Origin of the sequence: Pseudarthrobacter sp. NIBRBAC000502772 (assembly GCF_006517235.1) — a bacterium.
Lineage (GTDB): Bacteria > Actinomycetota > Actinomycetes > Actinomycetales > Micrococcaceae > Arthrobacter.
This window is the reverse complement of sequence record NZ_CP041188.1, coordinates 1220188-1237335: the sequence shown is the minus strand read 5'-3', so window position 1 is coordinate 1237335 and position 17148 is coordinate 1220188. Positions and strand designations below refer to the sequence as shown.

The 17148-nt window shown below is 66.9% G+C and carries 11 protein-coding genes and 1 tRNA gene; 3 read left to right on the top strand and 9 right to left on the bottom strand.

Features of this window, described 5'->3' with window-relative positions:
• Positions 1–74: 74 nt before the first annotated feature.
• The 4 genes from NIBR502772_RS05810 to NIBR502772_RS05795 all read right to left on the bottom strand — a co-directional run bounded on the left by NIBR502772_RS05810 (position 75) and on the right by NIBR502772_RS05795 (position 5423).
• Positions 75–2831, bottom strand: a complete 2757-nt coding sequence (locus NIBR502772_RS05810) for a hypothetical protein (protein WP_246848776.1) — start codon at positions 2829–2831, stop codon at positions 75–77.
• 142 nt (positions 2832–2973) lie between these two features.
• Positions 2974–3711, bottom strand: coding sequence for an ABC transporter ATP-binding protein (locus NIBR502772_RS05805; protein ID WP_141139440.1), 738 nt, complete (start codon positions 3709–3711; stop codon positions 2974–2976).
• Complete coding sequence (locus NIBR502772_RS05800; protein ID WP_141139439.1) at positions 3708–4319, bottom strand: PadR family transcriptional regulator; 612 nt, start codon at positions 4317–4319, stop codon at positions 3708–3710. The genes NIBR502772_RS05805 and NIBR502772_RS05800 overlap by 4 nt, the downstream gene beginning before the upstream one ends.
• Before the next feature lie 120 nt (positions 4320–4439).
• A complete protein-coding gene (locus NIBR502772_RS05795; RefSeq protein ID WP_141139438.1) occupies positions 4440–5423 on the bottom strand; it encodes an NAD(P)H-quinone oxidoreductase in 984 nt (327 codons plus the stop codon).
• A gap of 109 nt (positions 5424–5532) precedes the next feature.
• On the opposite strand from NIBR502772_RS05795, the gene NIBR502772_RS05790 reads away from it, so the two are divergent.
• The 3 genes from NIBR502772_RS05790 (at position 5533) to NIBR502772_RS05780 (ending at position 11338) form a co-directional block, all read left to right on the top strand.
• Positions 5533–5620: transfer RNA gene (locus NIBR502772_RS05790), tRNA-Ser, on the top strand.
• A 149-nt stretch (positions 5621–5769) separates the two neighbouring features.
• Positions 5770–6537, top strand: coding sequence for a VOC family protein (locus NIBR502772_RS05785; protein WP_141139437.1), 768 nt, complete (start codon positions 5770–5772; stop codon positions 6535–6537).
• A gap of 238 nt (positions 6538–6775) precedes the next feature.
• Positions 6776–11338, top strand: coding sequence for an ExeM/NucH family extracellular endonuclease (locus NIBR502772_RS05780; protein WP_141139436.1), 4563 nt, complete (start codon positions 6776–6778; stop codon positions 11336–11338).
• A gap of 87 nt (positions 11339–11425) precedes the next feature.
• Here NIBR502772_RS05780 and NIBR502772_RS05775 read toward each other — a convergent pair whose 3' ends face one another.
• The 5 genes from NIBR502772_RS05775 to NIBR502772_RS05755 form a co-directional block, all read right to left on the bottom strand.
• Positions 11426–12802 (bottom strand): LLM class flavin-dependent oxidoreductase, encoded by a 1377-nt coding sequence (locus NIBR502772_RS05775; RefSeq protein ID WP_141139435.1) that lies wholly within the window; start codon positions 12800–12802, stop codon positions 11426–11428.
• On the bottom strand, positions 12799–13776 hold the full coding sequence (locus tag NIBR502772_RS05770; protein WP_141139434.1) for a TauD/TfdA family dioxygenase: 978 nt from the start codon (positions 13774–13776) through the stop codon (positions 12799–12801). Before NIBR502772_RS05770 ends, NIBR502772_RS05775 begins: the two co-directional genes overlap by 4 nt.
• 61 nt (positions 13777–13837) lie before the next feature.
• A complete protein-coding gene (locus NIBR502772_RS05765) occupies positions 13838–14761 on the bottom strand; it encodes an ABC transporter permease (protein ID WP_141139433.1) in 924 nt (307 codons plus the stop codon).
• Positions 14761–15645, bottom strand: coding sequence for an ABC transporter ATP-binding protein (locus tag NIBR502772_RS05760; protein ID WP_141139432.1), 885 nt, complete (start codon positions 15643–15645; stop codon positions 14761–14763). Before NIBR502772_RS05760 ends, NIBR502772_RS05765 begins: the two co-directional genes overlap by 1 nt.
• Positions 15646–15648: 3 nt before the next feature.
• Complete coding sequence (locus NIBR502772_RS05755) at positions 15649–16767, bottom strand: ABC transporter substrate-binding protein (RefSeq protein WP_141139431.1); 1119 nt, start codon at positions 16765–16767, stop codon at positions 15649–15651.
• Positions 16768–17148: the final 381 nt, after the last annotated feature.

Here is a 17148-nt window from a genome sequence, read left to right as displayed (position 1 = left end):
TGGGCCCAATCAAAAAGACCCAACTGTGTGACCTAATTCCGGCGCTCCCCCGCTCAGCTGCCGCGCCGTACCGCTCAGGTCCCCACCTCCCGGCGGGACACCGGAAGCCTCGCCCGGGTAAACAGCCACGCCAGGGCCGCACCGGTGAGCGGCACCGCGATCAGCAGCGCCGCGAGCTGGAGCCAGGGAACGACGGCGGTCCGCGCCATCCCGGTGGCCGTCACCAGCAGCACGGCGGGCACTATCCCGGCAACACTTCCCAACACGGTTCCGAGCCCCGCCGTCATCAGCGCCTGGGAACCTGCGAGCGCCTTCCGCAGACGCGGGGCCGCACCCACGCCGGCAAGCGTCACGTGGTCCTTCTGCGAGTCCGCCATGGACAGGCCCGTGGTGATGCCTGCCGCGCTGAGCGTGATCAGCGCGCCCAGGCCCACGATGGACCAGAGGATCAGCGAGTCGTCCTGCTCCGGTCCGCGCTCGATAAGCGGGGTCCCGTAGCGGTCCTTGTAGATTCCGGCGAGCGCTTCGGACATTTTGTCCATCTGGACGGCATCAGGGTAGGCGCTGAACTGGACCAGCAGCGCGCTGTCATCCACGCGCATTCCGGCCGTCGCTGCCGCCTCGGGGGAAACTACGCCGTAGTACTGCACCTTAACTGCCGGCTCCAGCACGGCCGCGGCAACTTCCGTCTGTCCCGTCTCCACGTAGCCCTGGAAGACTCCAGTGGCCGGATTGCCCGGCGCGGGCTTCCGCATGTCCTTCGCCACCAGGGACGCGTGCCCGTCGCGGACGAACACGGGGTTGGTCACCACCATGCCACCGGCCGCCAACACGTCGCGGGCTTCGGCCGTGGGCACCGTGCCGAACAGCCTTTCCACGTCATCGGCCGTTCCGACGATGACGGAGTTAGTACTTCCCTGCGTCTCGTACGGACGCATCGCTCCCTGGCAGCGCCAATCCTCCGGATCAAGGACGCGCTGGTGGCCGGCGGTCACGGGGCACGCGTTACCCTCGGGTGTGGCCAGCGAATATTGCAGGCAGCTCGTCGTCGGCGTTTGCGCTGGCGACGCGTCAGCAAGTTCGGGCCGCATGTCGCAGTTCCGGATGGCGGCCGTGCGGAGCACGCTGGTCCATTCGACGGTGTCCACTGCTGCATTCAGGGCGGACACCACCTCTGCGGGGTCGATCCGCAGTGGGTCCGGCATTGTTCCGTCAGCCAGTGGAGGCTGCCACACAGATAACGGCAGGACTGCCTGGTTCTGCAACGCGGACCAGTAGTGGTTTTGCTGCTCGTTCGCCTGCTGGCTGGCGGCCAGCACCATGCCGGCACTGGCGAGGGTGGCGGCGGCAAGGACGGCGGCAACAGCTGGAACAGTACGGCCGCGGTTGCGGGAAGAGTCCCGGGCGGCCATGCGCGCAGCCAGCGGAAGACGTCCGGCACGCTTGCCAAGGAATGCCACCACCTTGCCGGTCAACAGGACCAAGGACGCAACGCCCAGTACCGCGCCGCCCAACAGGAACCAGAGAATCACCGGCGTCCTTGAGAAGAACACATCAGGGTCTTCGCTGCTGACGGCAAGCCATGTGCCGACGGCAAGTGACACGGCAGCCACTCCCAGCAGGACAGTACCCACCACGGTGGACGCCTTGCCGGCCGACGCCGGCGCCCGCCCCGATTTGAGTGCGCCCAGAACGGCCTGGCGCGCCACCTGCCGCGCAGGGGCCAAGGCAGCCAGCAGGCACGCCACGTAGCCCATGACCATCACCAGGACCGTCAACAAAGCGTCCGGATGGAATCCCGGGAAACGGACCGATCCGTTCAGGCGTGCCACGATCACCACCCCGGCGGCCGCGGCCAGCCCTACCGCAGCGCCGGCCACCACGCCAAGGCCGCCGAGCCACAGGCCAGCCGCCATCACCACCGAACGGATGGTAGGACTTTCGGCCCCCGTCGCGGCAAGCAGGGCCAGCTCCCGGACCTGCCCCTTGGCGCCCACGGCGAACGCGGCTCCCGCCAGCAGGCCCACCTCCAGCAATGCGAGGGCGCCCAGGAGCGCCCCGGCCGCGTAGGTGGTGAGCGGCAGCGCCGCGCTGGATGGGGTCCCTGCGCCCTCCGGCCCGCGCTCCTCTTGGGACGGCGGATTCAGCACCACGGACCTGGACAGCACGGTGACGCCGACGGCGTTGGCCTCAAGGACCTGGCTCCAGGTCACCGGCTCGGAACCCACCAGGTAATACATGGTGGCCGTGATGGCCGGCGCGGTCGGCGCCGGACCGGTGGAGGCAGGTGCCGGGGCGCCAACGCTGCCCTGGCCGGGCCTGAGGTAGACGATGGAGTTGCTGTCCGAATAGGCCGCATCGCGGAGCGTTCCGACCGCGACAAACGTCCCGGCCGACGTCGCAAGCTCTTCCCCCAGTTCCAGCCCGAACCGCTCCAGCAGCCCCGGCGATACGAACATCTCGGCTTCAGTCTCGGGGGCCCTGCCGTCCATCAGCGTGTATTTTCCGGCAAATGCCGGGGCCATGGCGTCCACCGCGCGGCCCATAACCCGCACGTCCGCCGCACCCGACGCGGCGGTGAGGTCCATGGTGGATTCCGTGAGCACGTCGTAGCCGGCCGGAATCGCGTCCTGCGGATCAGTGGCCGTGAAGCCAGGTTTCCTGTCCCAGTCGCTGGTGGTGATCTGCAGCTCTTCGACCGGGTGCTGGACCATAACGCCGTTGGCCATGGGCATGGGCCGGAACCGAGCCTGCGTGGTGCCGAGCTCGTACTGAACTCGCTCTGCGGCGGTTTCCTGGGTGCTCTGGACCAGGGTGACCGCGCCTGTCATTGCGGCCACGGGGAGCATGATCAACAAAATGATCAGAAGGGAACGCCCTTTGTGGCGGCGGATATCGCGCCGCGCCATCCGCACGGCGACGCGGAAAGCCTGCCGGCGCCCGCCGGGCGCCGGGTCGAGGGAGAGCGCCACGTCAGTGGCCGGCCTGCGTGAGGAGCATGGCGGGATCATGCATGGCAGCCGCCTGGTCCACGATCCGGCCGTCCCGGAGGAACACCACGCGGTCAGCCCACGCGGCATGCCGAGCCTCATGGGTCACCAGCATCACGGCCGCACCGGCATCGGCACGTCCGCGGAGCACCTCCATCACGCCGTGGCCGGTGGTGGAATCCAGGGCTCCCGTGGGTTCGTCTGCCAGGATCAGCCGGCGGTCGCCCACGATGGCCCGTGCGATGGCCACGCGCTGCTGCTGTCCCCCGGACATCTGGTCCATAAAGCGGTCCGCGAGTTCCGGGATGCCCACCTGCCGCAGCGCATCGAGGGCCTGGCGTTGCGCCTTCCTGGTGGCCGTCCCGTCCAGCTCCAGCGGCAGCGCCACGTTCTCGGCAGCCGTCAGGGTGGGGACAAGGTTGAAGTCCTGGAAGACGTAGCCGACGGCGCGGCGGCGCAACCGGGCGAGTTCGTTCAGTCCTAGCCCGCCCAGTGGGGTCGATTCCACAAAGACACCGCCCGACGTCGGCCGGTCAAGTCCCCCGGCCAGCGCCAGGAGGGAGGATTTCCCGGAACCTGACGGGCCCATCACTGCGACGAACTCTCCGGCCCTGATACTGAGGTCTACCTCGCGCAGCGCGGCGACCGCCGTCGCGCCTTCACCGAACGTCCTGCTGACCTTGGCGAGCTCCAGGACCTGCTGCGGCCTCTGGACGCTCACCGGCGGCTATCCGCGATGAGCGGGGCAGCCTCTTCCACAGTGACCCCGTTGGACGATTTGCGTGGTGCGGCCTGGCCCGCGGTCTGCGCCTGCTGCAGCATCCGCGCCTCGCAAAGGTCCAGCCAGCGGACCTCCGCTTCCGTCTGGAAGATCAGCGAATCCAGCACCAGCAGCCAGGCGGTATCCGCAGCCCGCTGGTTGGCGGCCGTGTCGCGGCGGGCCTTGGTGTAGTCCTGCAGCGCACGGATGGACGCCACCCGCTGGGCCTGGATGATGGCCTCCACATCCACGCCCGGCAGCGTGACCGCGAGCGCCAGTTTGATGGCCAGCTCGTTCCGGGGCGGGTTGTTGCGTTCCACGGGGGCGGCAAACCAGTGCCGCACCTCCGCCTTGCCGGCGTGGGTGATGCTGTAGACCACGTGGCCTTCGCCGTCACTGCCGTCATTGCTGACCAGGCCGTCGCGTTCCAGTCTGTCCAGCGTGGTGTATACCTGCCCGATGTTCAGGGGCCAAGTGGACCCGGTGCGGTTCTCGAACTCAACCCTGAGCTGGTAGCCGTAACGCGGCTGGTCCTGCAGCAGGGCAAGGAGGCTGTGGCGGATGGACATGATGCTCCTAGCGGTGGCGTCAGCGTCGGTATGCACGGACCCCCAAGACCCGTGCATACCGCGTATAGAGTGAGGCTAACCCAGTCCGCGGCGCAAAGCAATACTCAGTATCTACCCGGCCTACATGACCAGCAGGATCTTGCCCACATGGTCGCCGCTGTCGAAGTACCGGTGGGCGGCCGCGACCTGGTCCAGCGGGAAGGTCTTGGCCACCAGCGGGCGGATCCGGCCGTCCGTGATAAGGGGCCACACGGATTCCCGCACGGCGTTCATGATGGCGCCCTTTTCCGCCACCGGGCGCGGCCTCAGTGCCGTGGCAACCACCGCCGCGCGCTTCCGCAGGAGCTGGCCAAGATCCAGCTCCCCCTTGGCCCCGCCCTGCAGGCCGATGACAACAAGCCGGCCGTAGTCCGCGAGCGCATCAACGTTCTGCGCCAGGTACTTGGCACCCACAACGTCGAGGATCACGTCGGCGCCCTTGCCGCCGTTCTGCCGCCGGAGGCTTTCGGGGAAGTCCTCTTCGGTGTAGTTGATGGCGATGTCCGCGCCCAGGAAAGCCTTCGCGGTCCCCACCTTTTCCGCACTTCCCGCGGTGGTGGCGACCCTGGCGCCGAAGGCCTTGGCCAGCTGGATGGCCATGGTGCCGATCCCGCCGGTGGCGCCGTGGATCAGGACAGTTTCACCGGCCTGCAACTGCGCCGTCATGATCAGGTTGGAGTAGACCGTGGCTGCGACTTCCGGCAGCGAGGCAGCGGTGACCACATCAACGCCGTCGGGAATCCGCAGGACCTGCTCCGCCGGCACCGCAACCTGCTCCGCATAGCCTCCGCCGGCCAGCAGCGCCACCACCTTGTCACCCACGGAGAATGCCTTGGTGACGCCGGGACCGAAGCCGGCGATCCGCCCGGACACTTCCAGCCCGGGGATCTCGGACGCGCCGGGCGGGGGCGGGTAGAAGCCCCTGCGCTGCTGCACGTCCGCCCGGTTCAGGCCGGCGGCGACGACGTCGATCAACACCTCGCCCTGCCCGGGCACCGGCGCGTCCACTTCGCGGACCTCCAGAACCTCCGGACCACCGGGTTCTGCAATGTAGACGGCTTTCATGGAGAACTCCCGTTTTCTAGCTGATTCGTGCCCCAGAACCAGTGTGCACCGGACGCACGGCAGACTCTGTTTTGTTGCAGCCAACTGCCTATGAAACACTACTCGTTAGGGAAGGTTGTCCGAGCGGCCGAAGGAGCTAGTCTTGAAAACTAGTGTGCGGTAACCCCGTACCAAGAGTTCGAATCTCTTACCTTCCGCGAATGGAACCCCGGTACGCCACATGGTGGCGGACCGGGGCTTCTTCGTTTAACCCGGCCCACAGGCCGCCGGGGCCGAACCATTGAAACTGTCGGAGCCCGGACATAGGGTCACTCCTGTTGCCACCCATCGACAGAAAGAGCCCATCATGCCTGCACCCGAGATCACCCCCGGCGCACCCTGCTGGATCGACCTCATGACCTCAGACATCACCAAAGCGCGCCAGTTCTACGGCGAACTCTTCGGCTGGGAATACGAGACCGGCGACGAGGAGAAGTACGGCGGCTACACCACCGCACGGAAGAACGGCAAGACCGTGGCCGGGCTTATGCAGAAGGACGAGGACCAGGCAGGCATGCCTGACGTCTGGTCCACGTACGTCCGCTCGGACGACGCCGACGCCACCGCGTCCGCCGTCACTGCGAACGGCGGCCAGGTCTACATGCCGCCCATGGATGTTCCGGAACAGGGCCACATGGCCATCTTCGGCGACTCCGCCGGCGCGGCAATCGGCGTGTGGCAGCCGCGCGAGATGAAGGGATACGAGCTCGTAGCCGAGCCCGGCGCCGCCGCCTGGCACGAGCTCCACACCAAGGACTACGACGCCGCCGTGAAGTTCTACGAGGAGGTGTTCGGCTGGGATACGGATGTTATGAGCGATACACCGGACTTCCGGTACACCACCCTGGGCGCCGGGGACTCCGCCAAGGCCGGCATCATGGACGCCTCCGGGTATCTGCCGGCCGACGTTCCGTCCAACTGGCAGGTCTACTTCAACGTCGAAGATGCGGACGCTTCGGTTGAGAAGGCCGTTTCGCTCGGAGCCACCGTCATTGCTGGGCCGGAGGACTCTCCGTTCGGCCGGCTCGCCTCGCTGGCCGACCCCACCGGAGCAATGTTCAAGATCATCGCATAAGTAAATTCCTTCGACGAAATACCGGCTGGCAGCTTTCATTAAAGCTACCGGCCGGTATTGTTTTGCCCCACGGACGTTTCGCCAAATGCACTCACCATCAACCTTGCGTTCATGCGGCGCTGCTTTGCTGTGCCGGACACCACCTGATCAAGCGTGGAGTCCGGACACTGTCCGTAGGTACAACCCGGACACACTCCATCGGGTCCCCTACCGGGACACCCCTATGAAAGTAGAGCGGATGCACCATTCACCATGGAAATTAGCGCTGGGAACAGCGTTGTCTGCGGGGCTTATCGCCACTCCGTTGGCAGCGGTCCCCGCCTTCGCCGTCGACGCAGCACCCGCAGGCACTTCACCCGTTGTCATCAACGAGGCCTACCTGAGCGGCGGCAGTGCCGGCGCAGCCTACAAGAGCAAGTTCGTGGAGCTCTACAACACCTCCGACGCCGCGGTCTCCCTGGCCGGCTGGTCCGTCCAGTACCGGTCGGCCACCGGAACTGCAGCGCCCACCAGCGTGGCTGCCCTCACCGGTTCCATCCCGGCCAAGGGCCACTACCTCATTAAGGGCGGCAGCAACAACGGCGGGGTTGAAGGTGCGGACCTGCCCACAGCAGACCTTGTGGCAACCTCCCTGAACTTCAGCGGCTCCGCCGGAACCATCATCCTGGCGAAGCAGGCCACCGCCGCCCCGCTCGCCACCGGCTCGGTTATTGAACCGGCCGGCGTGGCAGACCTCCTCGGCTACGGTTCCTCCAACACCTTTGAAACGCAGGCCGCCGTTGCGCCCGCCAGCAACACCGACGTCAAGAGCCTGAACCGCAGCGCCGGGACGGACAGCAACAGCAACCGGGCGGACTTCACGCTGAACACCGCCGTCACGCCGACGGCGGCGGGCGGCCCCGTGGACCCCATCCCGGATCCGACGCCGGACCCCGATCCAACGCCGACACCTGTCCCGGGCACCAAAACTATCGCCGAAATCCAGGGCACCGGCACCGCCAGTCCGCTGGCCGGCACTGCCGTAACAACGCGCGGCAAAGTCACCGCGGCCTTCCCCACCGGCGGTTTCGCCGGCTACTACGTCCAGACCCCCGGCACCGGCGGCGACCTCACCCCGGCCAGCCACACGGCGTCGGACGCTGTTTTTGTCTACTCCCCGGCCACCGCAGGCTCCGTGCAGATCGGAGACTTCGTGGAAGTCTCCGGCACGGTTTCCGAGTTCTTCGGCCTGACCCAGGTCAGTGTGGCGGACGCCGCCGGGCTGACCAAGCTCACCGACGCCGCCGCGCCCGAGGTGAAGGCCACCGCCTTCACGCTCCCGGCGGCCGAGTCCTTCCGCGAAGCACTTGAGGGCATGCTGCTGGCACCGCAAGGGCCCGTCACCGTCACCGACAACTACGCGCTGAACCAGTACGGCGAAATCGGCCTCTCGGGCGGGACTACCACGCTGGTGCAGCCCACCGCCGTCGCGCGCTACGGCTCGGCCGAATACCAGGCCGCCGTGGCGGACAACGCTGCCCGCGGCATCAAGCTCGACGACGGCTCCACCACCAACTTCCTCAAGGACGCCACCACCAAGGCCCAGGTCCTGCCTTACCTGACGGCCACGGACGCGGTCCGCGTGGGATCACCGGTGACGTTCGCTACCAACGTGGTGCTCAGCTACGCCAACAACGCCTGGAAGTTCCAGCCGCTGACCCATCTCACCGAGGTCAACAAGGGCACGGTCCAGCCGGCCAGCTTCGGCGCCACCCGGACCGAAACCCCGGCCGCGGTGGGCGGCAACCTGAAGATCGCTTCCTTCAACGTCCTGAACTACTTCCCCACCACCGGCGACACCCTCACGGGCTGTTCCTTCTACAAGGATCGCGACGGCAACCCCATCACGGTCCAGGGCGGCTGCGATGCCCGCGGGGCAGCAAACGCGGAGAACTTCCTCCGCCAGCAGGACAAGATCGTCGCTGCGATCACCAAGACCGGCGCCGACGTGGTGTCCCTCATGGAAATTGAAAACTCCGCCCAGTTCGGCAAGGACCGCGATGACGCCCTGGCCAAACTGGTGGACGCCCTCAACATCGCGACCCCCGGCATCTGGGACTACGTGCGGACACCCGCCAATGCTCCCCCGCTGGCCGACGAGGACATGATCCGCACCGCGTTCATTTTCAAGAAGGCCGTGGCCGAACCTGTGGAAGAGTCCATCATCCACAACGACACTGTCGCCTTCGCCAACGCCCGCAAGCCGCTGGCGCAGGCCTTCAAGCCGGTAGGCGCCGGGGACGACAAGAAATTCATCGCCATCGCCAACCACTTCAAGTCCAAGGGTTCGGCAGCAACGCCGGATGACACGGACAAGGGCCAGGGCGCGTCCAACCTCGCCCGCACCGCCCAGGCCAAGTCGCTCCTGGACTTCGCCGCCGGGCTGCAGGCAACAAAGGGCACGGACAAGGTTTTCCTGATCGGCGACTTCAACTCCTACGCCCAGGAAGACCCGATGAACGTCTTCACGGACGCCGGCTATGTCAACCAGGACGGCAAGGCGAGGAACGCCGACGGCTCCGCGAAGCACTCCTACCTTTTCGGCGGCCTGGTGGGTTCGCTGGACCACATCCTGGCCTCCCCGGGCGCTGATGCAGTGGTCACCGGCGCGGACATCTGGAACATCAACTCCGTGGAGTCCGTGGCGCTGGAGTACAGCAGGTATAACAACAATGTGACCAACTACTATGCGCCGGACCAGTTCCGCGCCAGCGACCACGATCCTGTGGTGGTGGGCCTGGACCTGCCGGCCGGCCCGGTCACGCCGGCCAGTGTTGAGCTGAACTTCCTGGGCATCAACGATTTCCACGGCCGCATCGACGCCAACACGGTGCTGTTCGCCGGCACCATCGAGAAGCTGCGCGCCGCCGCCCCCGGGGCCACGGCCTTCCTGTCTGCCGGCGACAACATCGGGGCATCGCTGTTCGCCTCGGCTGTTGCCAAGGACCAGCCCACCATCGATGTGCTGAACGCGCTGGAGCTGGACGCTTCCGCCGTGGGCAACCACGAGTTCGACGGCGGCTGGGCGGACCTGCGCGACCGCGTCATCGCTGGCGGCACCAACGCCACGTTCCCGCTGCTCGGGGCGAACGTCTACAAAAAGGGAACCACCGAACCGGTCCTGCCGGAATACACGCTGCTGGACATGGACGGCGTGAAGGTCGCCGTCATCGGCACCGTCACCCGGGAAGTCCCGTCGCTGGTGACGCCCGCCGGCATCGCGGATCTTGAATTCGGCGATCCCGTGGACGCCATCAACCGCGTGGCTGCCAGGATCACGGCGGAGAACATCGCCGACGTGATCATTGCGGAAAACCACGACGGCGCCGGGTCAGGGACGCCGGACGGCGCCACCCTGGAGCAGGAAGTGGCAGCGGGCGGCCCGTTCGCGAAGCTGGTCACCGAAACCTCGGCCGACGTGGACGCCATCTTCACCGGCCACACGCACAAGGAATACGCCTGGAACGCACCGGTCCCCGGGGCCGACGGCAAGACCCGTCCGATTGTCCAGACCGGCAACTACGGCGAGAACATCGGCCAGATCCAGCTCACGGTGGATACGGCCAGCAAGGAAGTCACCGCCTCGAAGGCCGGGAACGTCAGGCGGACCACGGATGCCGCCGGCGGCCTGGTGAACGCGTACCCGCGGGTTGCAGCGGTTGATGCCATTGTGAAGAAGGCACTGGCGGACGCCGCCGCGATCGGCAACCAGCCGGTCGGTGCGCTGACCGCGGATATCACCACGGCGTTCAACGCGGACCCCGCCGGCGGACCCGCCAAGCGCGATGACCGTGCCAGCGAATCCACGCTGGGCAATCTGGTGGCCGACTCGCTGTTGGAGTCGCTCCAGCCGGCTGAGCTGGGCGCCGCGGAAATCGGCGTCGTCAATCCCGGCGGCCTCCGCAACGAGCTGTACTACGCCCCGGACGGCACCATCACCTACGCGGAGGCCAACTCGGTCCTGCCGTTTGTGAACAACCTGTGGACCACGTCCCTGACCGGTGCGCAGTTCAAGGCACTTCTGGAGCAGCAGTGGCAGACCAACGCCGACGGCACGGTCCCCAGCCGCGCCTACCAGCAGCTGGGCCTGTCCAGGAACGTCAACTACACGTACGACGCCACCCGTGCCGCCGGTGACCGGATCACCTCCATCCGGGTGGCCGGTGCGCTGATCGATCCGGCGAAGTCCTACCGGATCGGGACGTTCAGCTTCCTGGCCACCGGTGGCGACAACTTCCGGGTCTTCCTCGATGGCGCGGACACCAGGGATTCGGGTCTCGTGGACCGGGACGCCTGGATCACGTACCTGCAGGCGCACAACCCCGTGTCGCCGGACTTCGCCCGGCGGACGGTGGCCGCCGTGGACACGACGGCCGCCGAGGTCAAGGCCGGGGACGCCATCATCCTGGCGGTTTCCAAACTGGACCTCACCTCGCTGGGCAGCCCGGTGAATACGTCGCTGGCTGCGGTGTTCACCGACAGCGCCGGGACTGTGACGGATCTTGGCACGGTGCCGGTGTCGGCGGGCGCTGCCGCCGTGAACCTCGCCGTTCCTGCCGGCGCTGCTGCTGGGGCAGGAACTCTGGCGCTCACGGCCGCCGAGTCCGGCACCGTGGTGAAGGCTGCTGTCCAGGTGGCTGCCAACGGACCCGTTCCGCCGGTCTGCACGGCACCGGTACCGCCCACCAAGTGGTACGACGTCCTGGGGTGGATCCGTTACGGCGTTGCCTGGATCCAGTACCAGCAGTGCCTGCGCGGCTAATAGCAGACACGCGTTAAACAGACGTGCCCCTCCCCGGCTGAATCAGCTGGGGAAGGGCACCTCTGCGTTTATGCATCAGCCGGGGTGTCAGGCAGGCTGCGGCACGCGGTCCGGCACCTGTGCACGGACTTCGGTAAAGGAGTTTGCCGGGACGGCCAGGCCAAAGTGCTCGCGGAGCGTGCGCCCGGTGTATTCGCGCCGGAACAGCCCTCGGTCCTGGAGGATGGGAACCACCTGGTCCACAAAGATGTCCAGGCCGGAGGGCAGCACGGGCGGCATGATGTTGAACCCGTCCGCGGCGCCGGCCTGGAACCAGTGCTGGATGGCGTCGGCCACCTGCTCCGGCGTTCCCGCGAAGGTCCGGTGCCCGCGGCCCCCGCCGAGCCGGCCGATGAGCTGCCGGACGGTCAGGTGTTCGCTGCGGGCAAGGTTCACCACCAGCGTGTAACGGCTCTTGGCACCCTCGATCTCATCCTCCGACGGGAGGCCGGCCGGCAGCTGGCCATCGAGTTTCAGGGATTCCGGCGGGACGCGCAGCAGGTTGGCCAGCTGCCGCACCGCGTGCTCCGGCAGGATAAGCTCATCCAGCTCCCGTTCCAGCCTCAACGCCTCCGCCTCCGTGGCCCCGATGACCGGAACGATGCCCGGCAGGATCTTGATGGACTGCGGGTCCCGGCCCGCCGCCGTCGTCCGCCTTTTCAGGTCGGCGTAAAAGTCCTGGGCATCCGCCAGGGTCTGGTGCGCCGTGAAGACCGCCTCCGCGTACCGGGCCGCGAAGTCCTTGCCGTTCTCGGACGAACCGGCCTGGACAATCACCGGGTGCCCCTGGACGGACCTGGGCACATCCAGGCCGCCCTCCACCTGGAAATGCCGGCCTTGGTGGTTGACCGGATGCACTCGCGAACTGTCGGCCCACACACCTGCGTCCTTGTCCGCCACCACGGCGTCGTCCTCCCAGCTGTCCCAGAGCCTCTTGGCCACATCCAGGAATTCCGCCGCCCGCTCGTACCGCTGCGAATGGGCTGGCTGGCCGGCGAGGGAGAAGTTCCTGGCGGCCGCGTCCCCCGCCGTGGTCACCACGTTCCAGCCCGCCCTGCCGCCGCTGATGTGGTCCACGGAGGCGAAGCGCCGCGCCAGGTTGTAGGGCTCGTTGTAGGTTGTGGACGCGGTGGCGATCAGCCCGATCCGCTCCGTGACCGCTGCGATGGCGGCGAGCAACACGGTGGGTTCGAGGCTGCCGTAGGGCCGCTGGGCCACGTTGCCGTGCAGCACCGGGGAGTCGGCGAAGAAGATCGAGTCCAGCTTGCCGCGCTCTGCCGTCTGCGCCAGCCGCTGGAAGTGGGCCACGTCCGTGCCGGCGAAGCTGTTGCTCTCCGGCAGGCGCCACGACGCCTCGTGGTGGCCGGTGCTCATCAGGAAGGCGTTCAGGTGCAGCTGCCTGGCGCCGCCAACCGCGGCACTCATGCGAGAACCCCGGCTGCTTCGAGAACCCCGGCTGCTTCGCGGGCAACTGCTTCAGGAACGACGACGGTCTCGGAGTAGGCGGACGAGTCGCCCTTGATGGAGGTGCTGCTGCGTCCGTCGACGCCGCGGGGAAGGTCGCCGGCGATGGTGACGCGGTTGAGCTGGCGGGGCTGGCCGTCGTAGTTGTCCGGGGCGTAGTGCTGGGTGATGCGGTTGTCGAACAGCACCAGCTGGTCCGGCTCCCAGTTCACCCGCACCACGTTCTCCGGGCGGGTGATGTAGGCCTGCAGGAGCCGCAGGATGTCCTTGGACTCCGTGTTGGACAGGCCAACGATCCGCAGCCGCTGCGCGAAGCCCCCAATGAACAATCCGCGCTCCCCGGTCAGCGGGTGGACCCGCACCACGGGGTGGGCGGATTCGAAGTGGATCCTGGTGAACTCCTTGCGCCGTTCGTCGGCGTTGGCGTGTTCGAGGTTCTTGGGCACGGAGTAGTCGTAGTCGTTGGTGTGGATGGCCCAGAGGGTGTCGGCGAAGTTCCGCAGCTCCTCCGGCAGGTCCTGGTAGGCCCCGGCCGAGGACGCGATCAGGGTTTCCCCGCCGTAGCCCGGCAGGGTGATGCTGCGCAAGGTTGAGGCCTGCGGCGGGTTCACCACGAAGGTCACGTCGGTGTGCCAGTTGTTGGCGCTGCCGTTTTCGCTGTCCACGGGCAGGACCGCTGGCTTTCCGTCCACGGAGGCCACTGTGGGGTGGGCGTTGGTGAGCGGGCCGAAGCGGCTGGCGAAACGCACCTGGTCCTCGTCGGTGCGGATGTTCGCTTCCCGGAAGACCAGTGCCTTGTGTGTGTTCAGGGCGGCCCGGAGCTGCGCCACGGTGTCCGGGGACAGGTCTGCGCTGAGGTCCAGGCCGCGGATTTCGGCGCCGATGCGGGAGCTGAGCTTGGTGAACTGGAGCTTGGTTTCGGTGATGACGGTCATGGTGTTTCCTTTGCAGTTCAGAAGGGGCAGTTAGGTGCTTATTGGTTGAGACGCGGAGCGGTCAGCTGTCGGAGCCGACGGCGGTGCGCCAGCGTGAGAAGTGCCGTTCCAGTGCCACGAGTACCGTGTTGACCAGCAGGCCGACGACGGAGACGGTCAGGATGCCGGCGTACATGTCCGAGATCAGGAAGCTGCTCTGCGCGTTGACGATCAGGTAGCCCAGGCCGGCTTTGGCGCCCACCATCTCGGCCGCGATGAGCACCAGGATGGAGGAGGTTCCGGCCATCCTGATGCCGGTGAAGATCGTGGGGACCGCCGACGGCAGGATCACCTTCTGGAAGAGCCGGAAGCTGTTCAGTCCCAGGGATTTCGCGGCCCGGATCAGCAGCGGGTCCACGGTCCGGACGCCGGCGATGGTGTTCAGCAGGACCGGGAAGAACGCGGCGTAGGCCACGATGGTGATCTTCGATTCCTCGCCGATGCCCAGCAGCAGGGTGAATACGGGCAGCAGGGCCAGCGTTGCCGTGTTGCGGAAGAGCTCCAGCAGCGGGTTGAGGAACGAATTCAGCCAGCCGTACCAGGCGATCAGGAGCCCCAGGACGACGGCGGACACCACGGCGATGCCAAAACCGGACGCCGAGCGGGTCAGGCTGGCCTGCAGATGGCTCTGCAGCTGCCCGTTCTCCAGGAGCTTGGCTCCGGCCGCCAGCACCTCATGCAGCGGCGGCAAAAACACCCGCGTGGCCGGGCTCGCCAGGTACAGCGGGCCCACTTCCCACAGTGCCAGGAACAGGACAACGGCGAGCGATTTCCAGCCGGCCCGCCCCGCCTGGCGGGCTGCGGCACCCAGCCTGGCACCCGCCGTCGGGCGTTGCCCTCGCCCTGAACCGGACGGTCCGGACGGTCCGGCCTGCTGCGAAACAGCTTCCAGTGAACGGTCGACGGCGGCAGCCGCCTCTTGCGGTCGGGTCAACACAGTGCTCATCAGGCCGCGCTCCTTTCGAGGGGTTGTTCATCGGGGGCAGTGCCGTCCGGGAGGATCTTCCGGTGGCCGGAGTTCTGGGCCAGGCGGACTTCGTCGTGCAGCAGCGACCAGACCTGGTGCCGGTGTTCCACAAAGGCCGGATGCGAGCGGATGTCCGCGTCGCCGTCGCGGTCGGGGATGTTGATGTCCACTATTTCCTTGAGCCTGCCGGGGCGGGCGCTGAGCACCGCTACCCGCTGGCCGAGGTAGACCGCCTCGTCGATCCCGTGGGTGATGAAAACGATGGTTTTGCCCGTGGCCTTCCAGATCCGCAGGAGCTCGTCCTGGAGCTGTTCGCGGGTCTGGGCGTCGAGGGCGGCGAAGGGCTCGTCCATCAGCAGGACGTCCGGCTCATAGGCGAGGCTTCTGGCGATGGCCACGCGCTGCTTCATACCGCCGGACAGTTCATGCGGATAGCGGTCCTCGAACCCGGCAAGGCCCACCAGGTCGAGGAACTCGCTGGCCTTCGCCGCCCTTTTCTTCTTCGACAGGCCCGTGTTCTCGAGGCCGATGGACACGTTCGCCGACGCCGTGCGCCAGGGGAACAGCGCGTACTGCTGGAAAACAACCGCCCGGTCCTGGCCGGGCCCCGTCACTTCCTTGCCGTCCACCAGGACCTTCCCCGAGGTGGGGCGGGAAAGGCCGGCCAGCAGGTCCAGGAGCGTGGTCTTGCCGGAGCCGCTGGGGCCCACCAGGGTGAGGAATTCACCGGCAGCTACGTCCAGGCTGAGGTCATCCAAGGCGGTGAGGACGGAAGCTTCCGTCCTGGCGTTCCTGCCCGCCCCCTTGCCCGGCCGGACAGTGAATTCCTTGGTGACGTTCCTGAGACTGATCTTGGGTGTCATCTTCTATCCTTTCGAGGTTGCGGCCGGTGCTGGCGTTTCCAGCAGGTTGAACTCATTCGTGTAGAGCTTCTTGGTGTCCAGGTCGCCGGTGATGATTCCCGCGGACTTCAGGTAGTCGGCCCAGCGGGTAAAGTCCTTGTCCTGGAGCCGGCCGCCCGGCGATGCCACGCCCACGCTCTTCCAGTACTTCAGCGTTTCCGTGCTCTCGTTGCGGCCGCGTTTGGTGATGATTTCCTTGAACTTGGCGATCACCTGCTCCCGCGGTGTGGTGCGCTCCCACTCGATGGCCTTGGCGATTCCAGTGACCACGGTGCGGCTGGTTTCCGGGTTCCTGGCCAGGAAGTCCTTGCGGAGGACGTACTGGCCGGCGTCGAACGGGCCGCGGATCACCCCGACGTCGGTGAACAGGGCCCGTACGCCGCCTTCGGCGAGCGCCCGGTCCTGGAGCACGCCGCCGAGCGTGCCGACGTCCACCTGCTTCTTGCGGAGGGCCACTTCGGTTTCGTTCGGCGGCACCACCACCAGCTGGACCTGCTTGATCTCCTCCGGGGTCAGTCCGCTGTTTTTCAGGTGGGTGTTGATGATGGCTTCGTGGTGGGCGCCCAGGGTGTTCACGGCGACCTTCTTGCCGATCAGGTCCCGGGCCGTCCTGATGGGGCTGCCCTCTTCCACGTAGTAACCGGTGAACGTTTCCTTGTCCTCGCCGTAGTAGTTGATGACGGCCTGGACAGGCGCGCCCGCCTCGATGAGCTTGATGACGGCACCGGTGAACGCTCCGCCGATGTCGGTCTGGTCGGTGGCCACGGACTGGATGCTCTGCGGCCCGCTGGTGGTGTTGCTGACCCACTCGAGCTTGACGTCGCCCAGGTAACCGAGGTCCTCCGCCACTTCAACCAAAGCCACGGTGTTGGGCGAACCCTGGTACCGGATGGTTTTTACTTCGGCGCTGGCGCCGCTGCCTCCGGACTGGGCCGTCGCTGCGCCGCCACAACCCGTCAGCACCAGCGACAGCGCCAGGGTTGCGGCGACGGCGGCCGCAGTGCCTGCTGCCTTTCCTGCAGCAGGCACTGCAGCCCTGCCTGCAGCGGGGGCGGTTCGTGCGGATGGCTTTCGGAATTTCATGGCTGGATCTTTCTGCGCTGGAGGTGTGGAACCGGTGATGCGGGTCCGGGCCGGCTGGCTTGTGGCAACCACTAGAACAGAGATGCAGGGGCGGCAAAAGGGCGGGGTTCACAGCGCGAAACCGCACGTCACGGCGGTCCATGGGGCGTAGCAAGGGGCAATCCGGACGCACGAGGCAACGCCGCGTCATCCGCCACAACAGGGCGCAACAATGCGGCCGGGACCGTCGGGGACCGCGACTTTGGGAAGTCATCAAGCTCAACGCCAGGACACGGAGGCTCAACATTTCGGAGTTTTTGGCCAGATAATCGGCGTTGCCGAATGCTCAGGGGACGTTATCTGGACAAAAAATTCAGTGGACGCGAGGACGAATATTTCGCT

Coding starts and splice junctions, on each gene's coding strand:
- NIBR502772_RS05785 (WP_141139437.1), top strand. CDS start 5,770: ATGCCTGCACCCGAGATCACCCCCGGCGCACCCTGCTGGATCGACCTC.
- NIBR502772_RS05755 (WP_141139431.1), bottom strand. CDS start 16,767: ATGAAATTCCGAAAGCCATCCGCACGAACCGCCCCCGCTGCAGGCAGG.
- NIBR502772_RS05795 (WP_141139438.1), bottom strand. CDS start 5,423: ATGAAAGCCGTCTACATTGCAGAACCCGGTGGTCCGGAGGTTCTGGAG.
- NIBR502772_RS05800 (WP_141139439.1), bottom strand. CDS start 4,319: ATGTCCATCCGCCACAGCCTCCTTGCCCTGCTGCAGGACCAGCCGCGT.
- NIBR502772_RS05765 (WP_141139433.1), bottom strand. CDS start 14,761: ATGAGCACTGTGTTGACCCGACCGCAAGAGGCGGCTGCCGCCGTCGAC.
- NIBR502772_RS05810 (WP_246848776.1), bottom strand. CDS start 2,831: ATGACAGGCGCGGTCACCCTGGTCCAGAGCACCCAGGAAACCGCCGCA.
- NIBR502772_RS05760 (WP_141139432.1), bottom strand. CDS start 15,645: ATGACACCCAAGATCAGTCTCAGGAACGTCACCAAGGAATTCACTGTC.
- NIBR502772_RS05775 (WP_141139435.1), bottom strand. CDS start 12,802: ATGAGTGCCGCGGTTGGCGGCGCCAGGCAGCTGCACCTGAACGCCTTC.
- NIBR502772_RS05770 (WP_141139434.1), bottom strand. CDS start 13,776: ATGACCGTCATCACCGAAACCAAGCTCCAGTTCACCAAGCTCAGCTCC.
- NIBR502772_RS05780 (WP_141139436.1), top strand. CDS start 6,776: ATGCACCATTCACCATGGAAATTAGCGCTGGGAACAGCGTTGTCTGCG.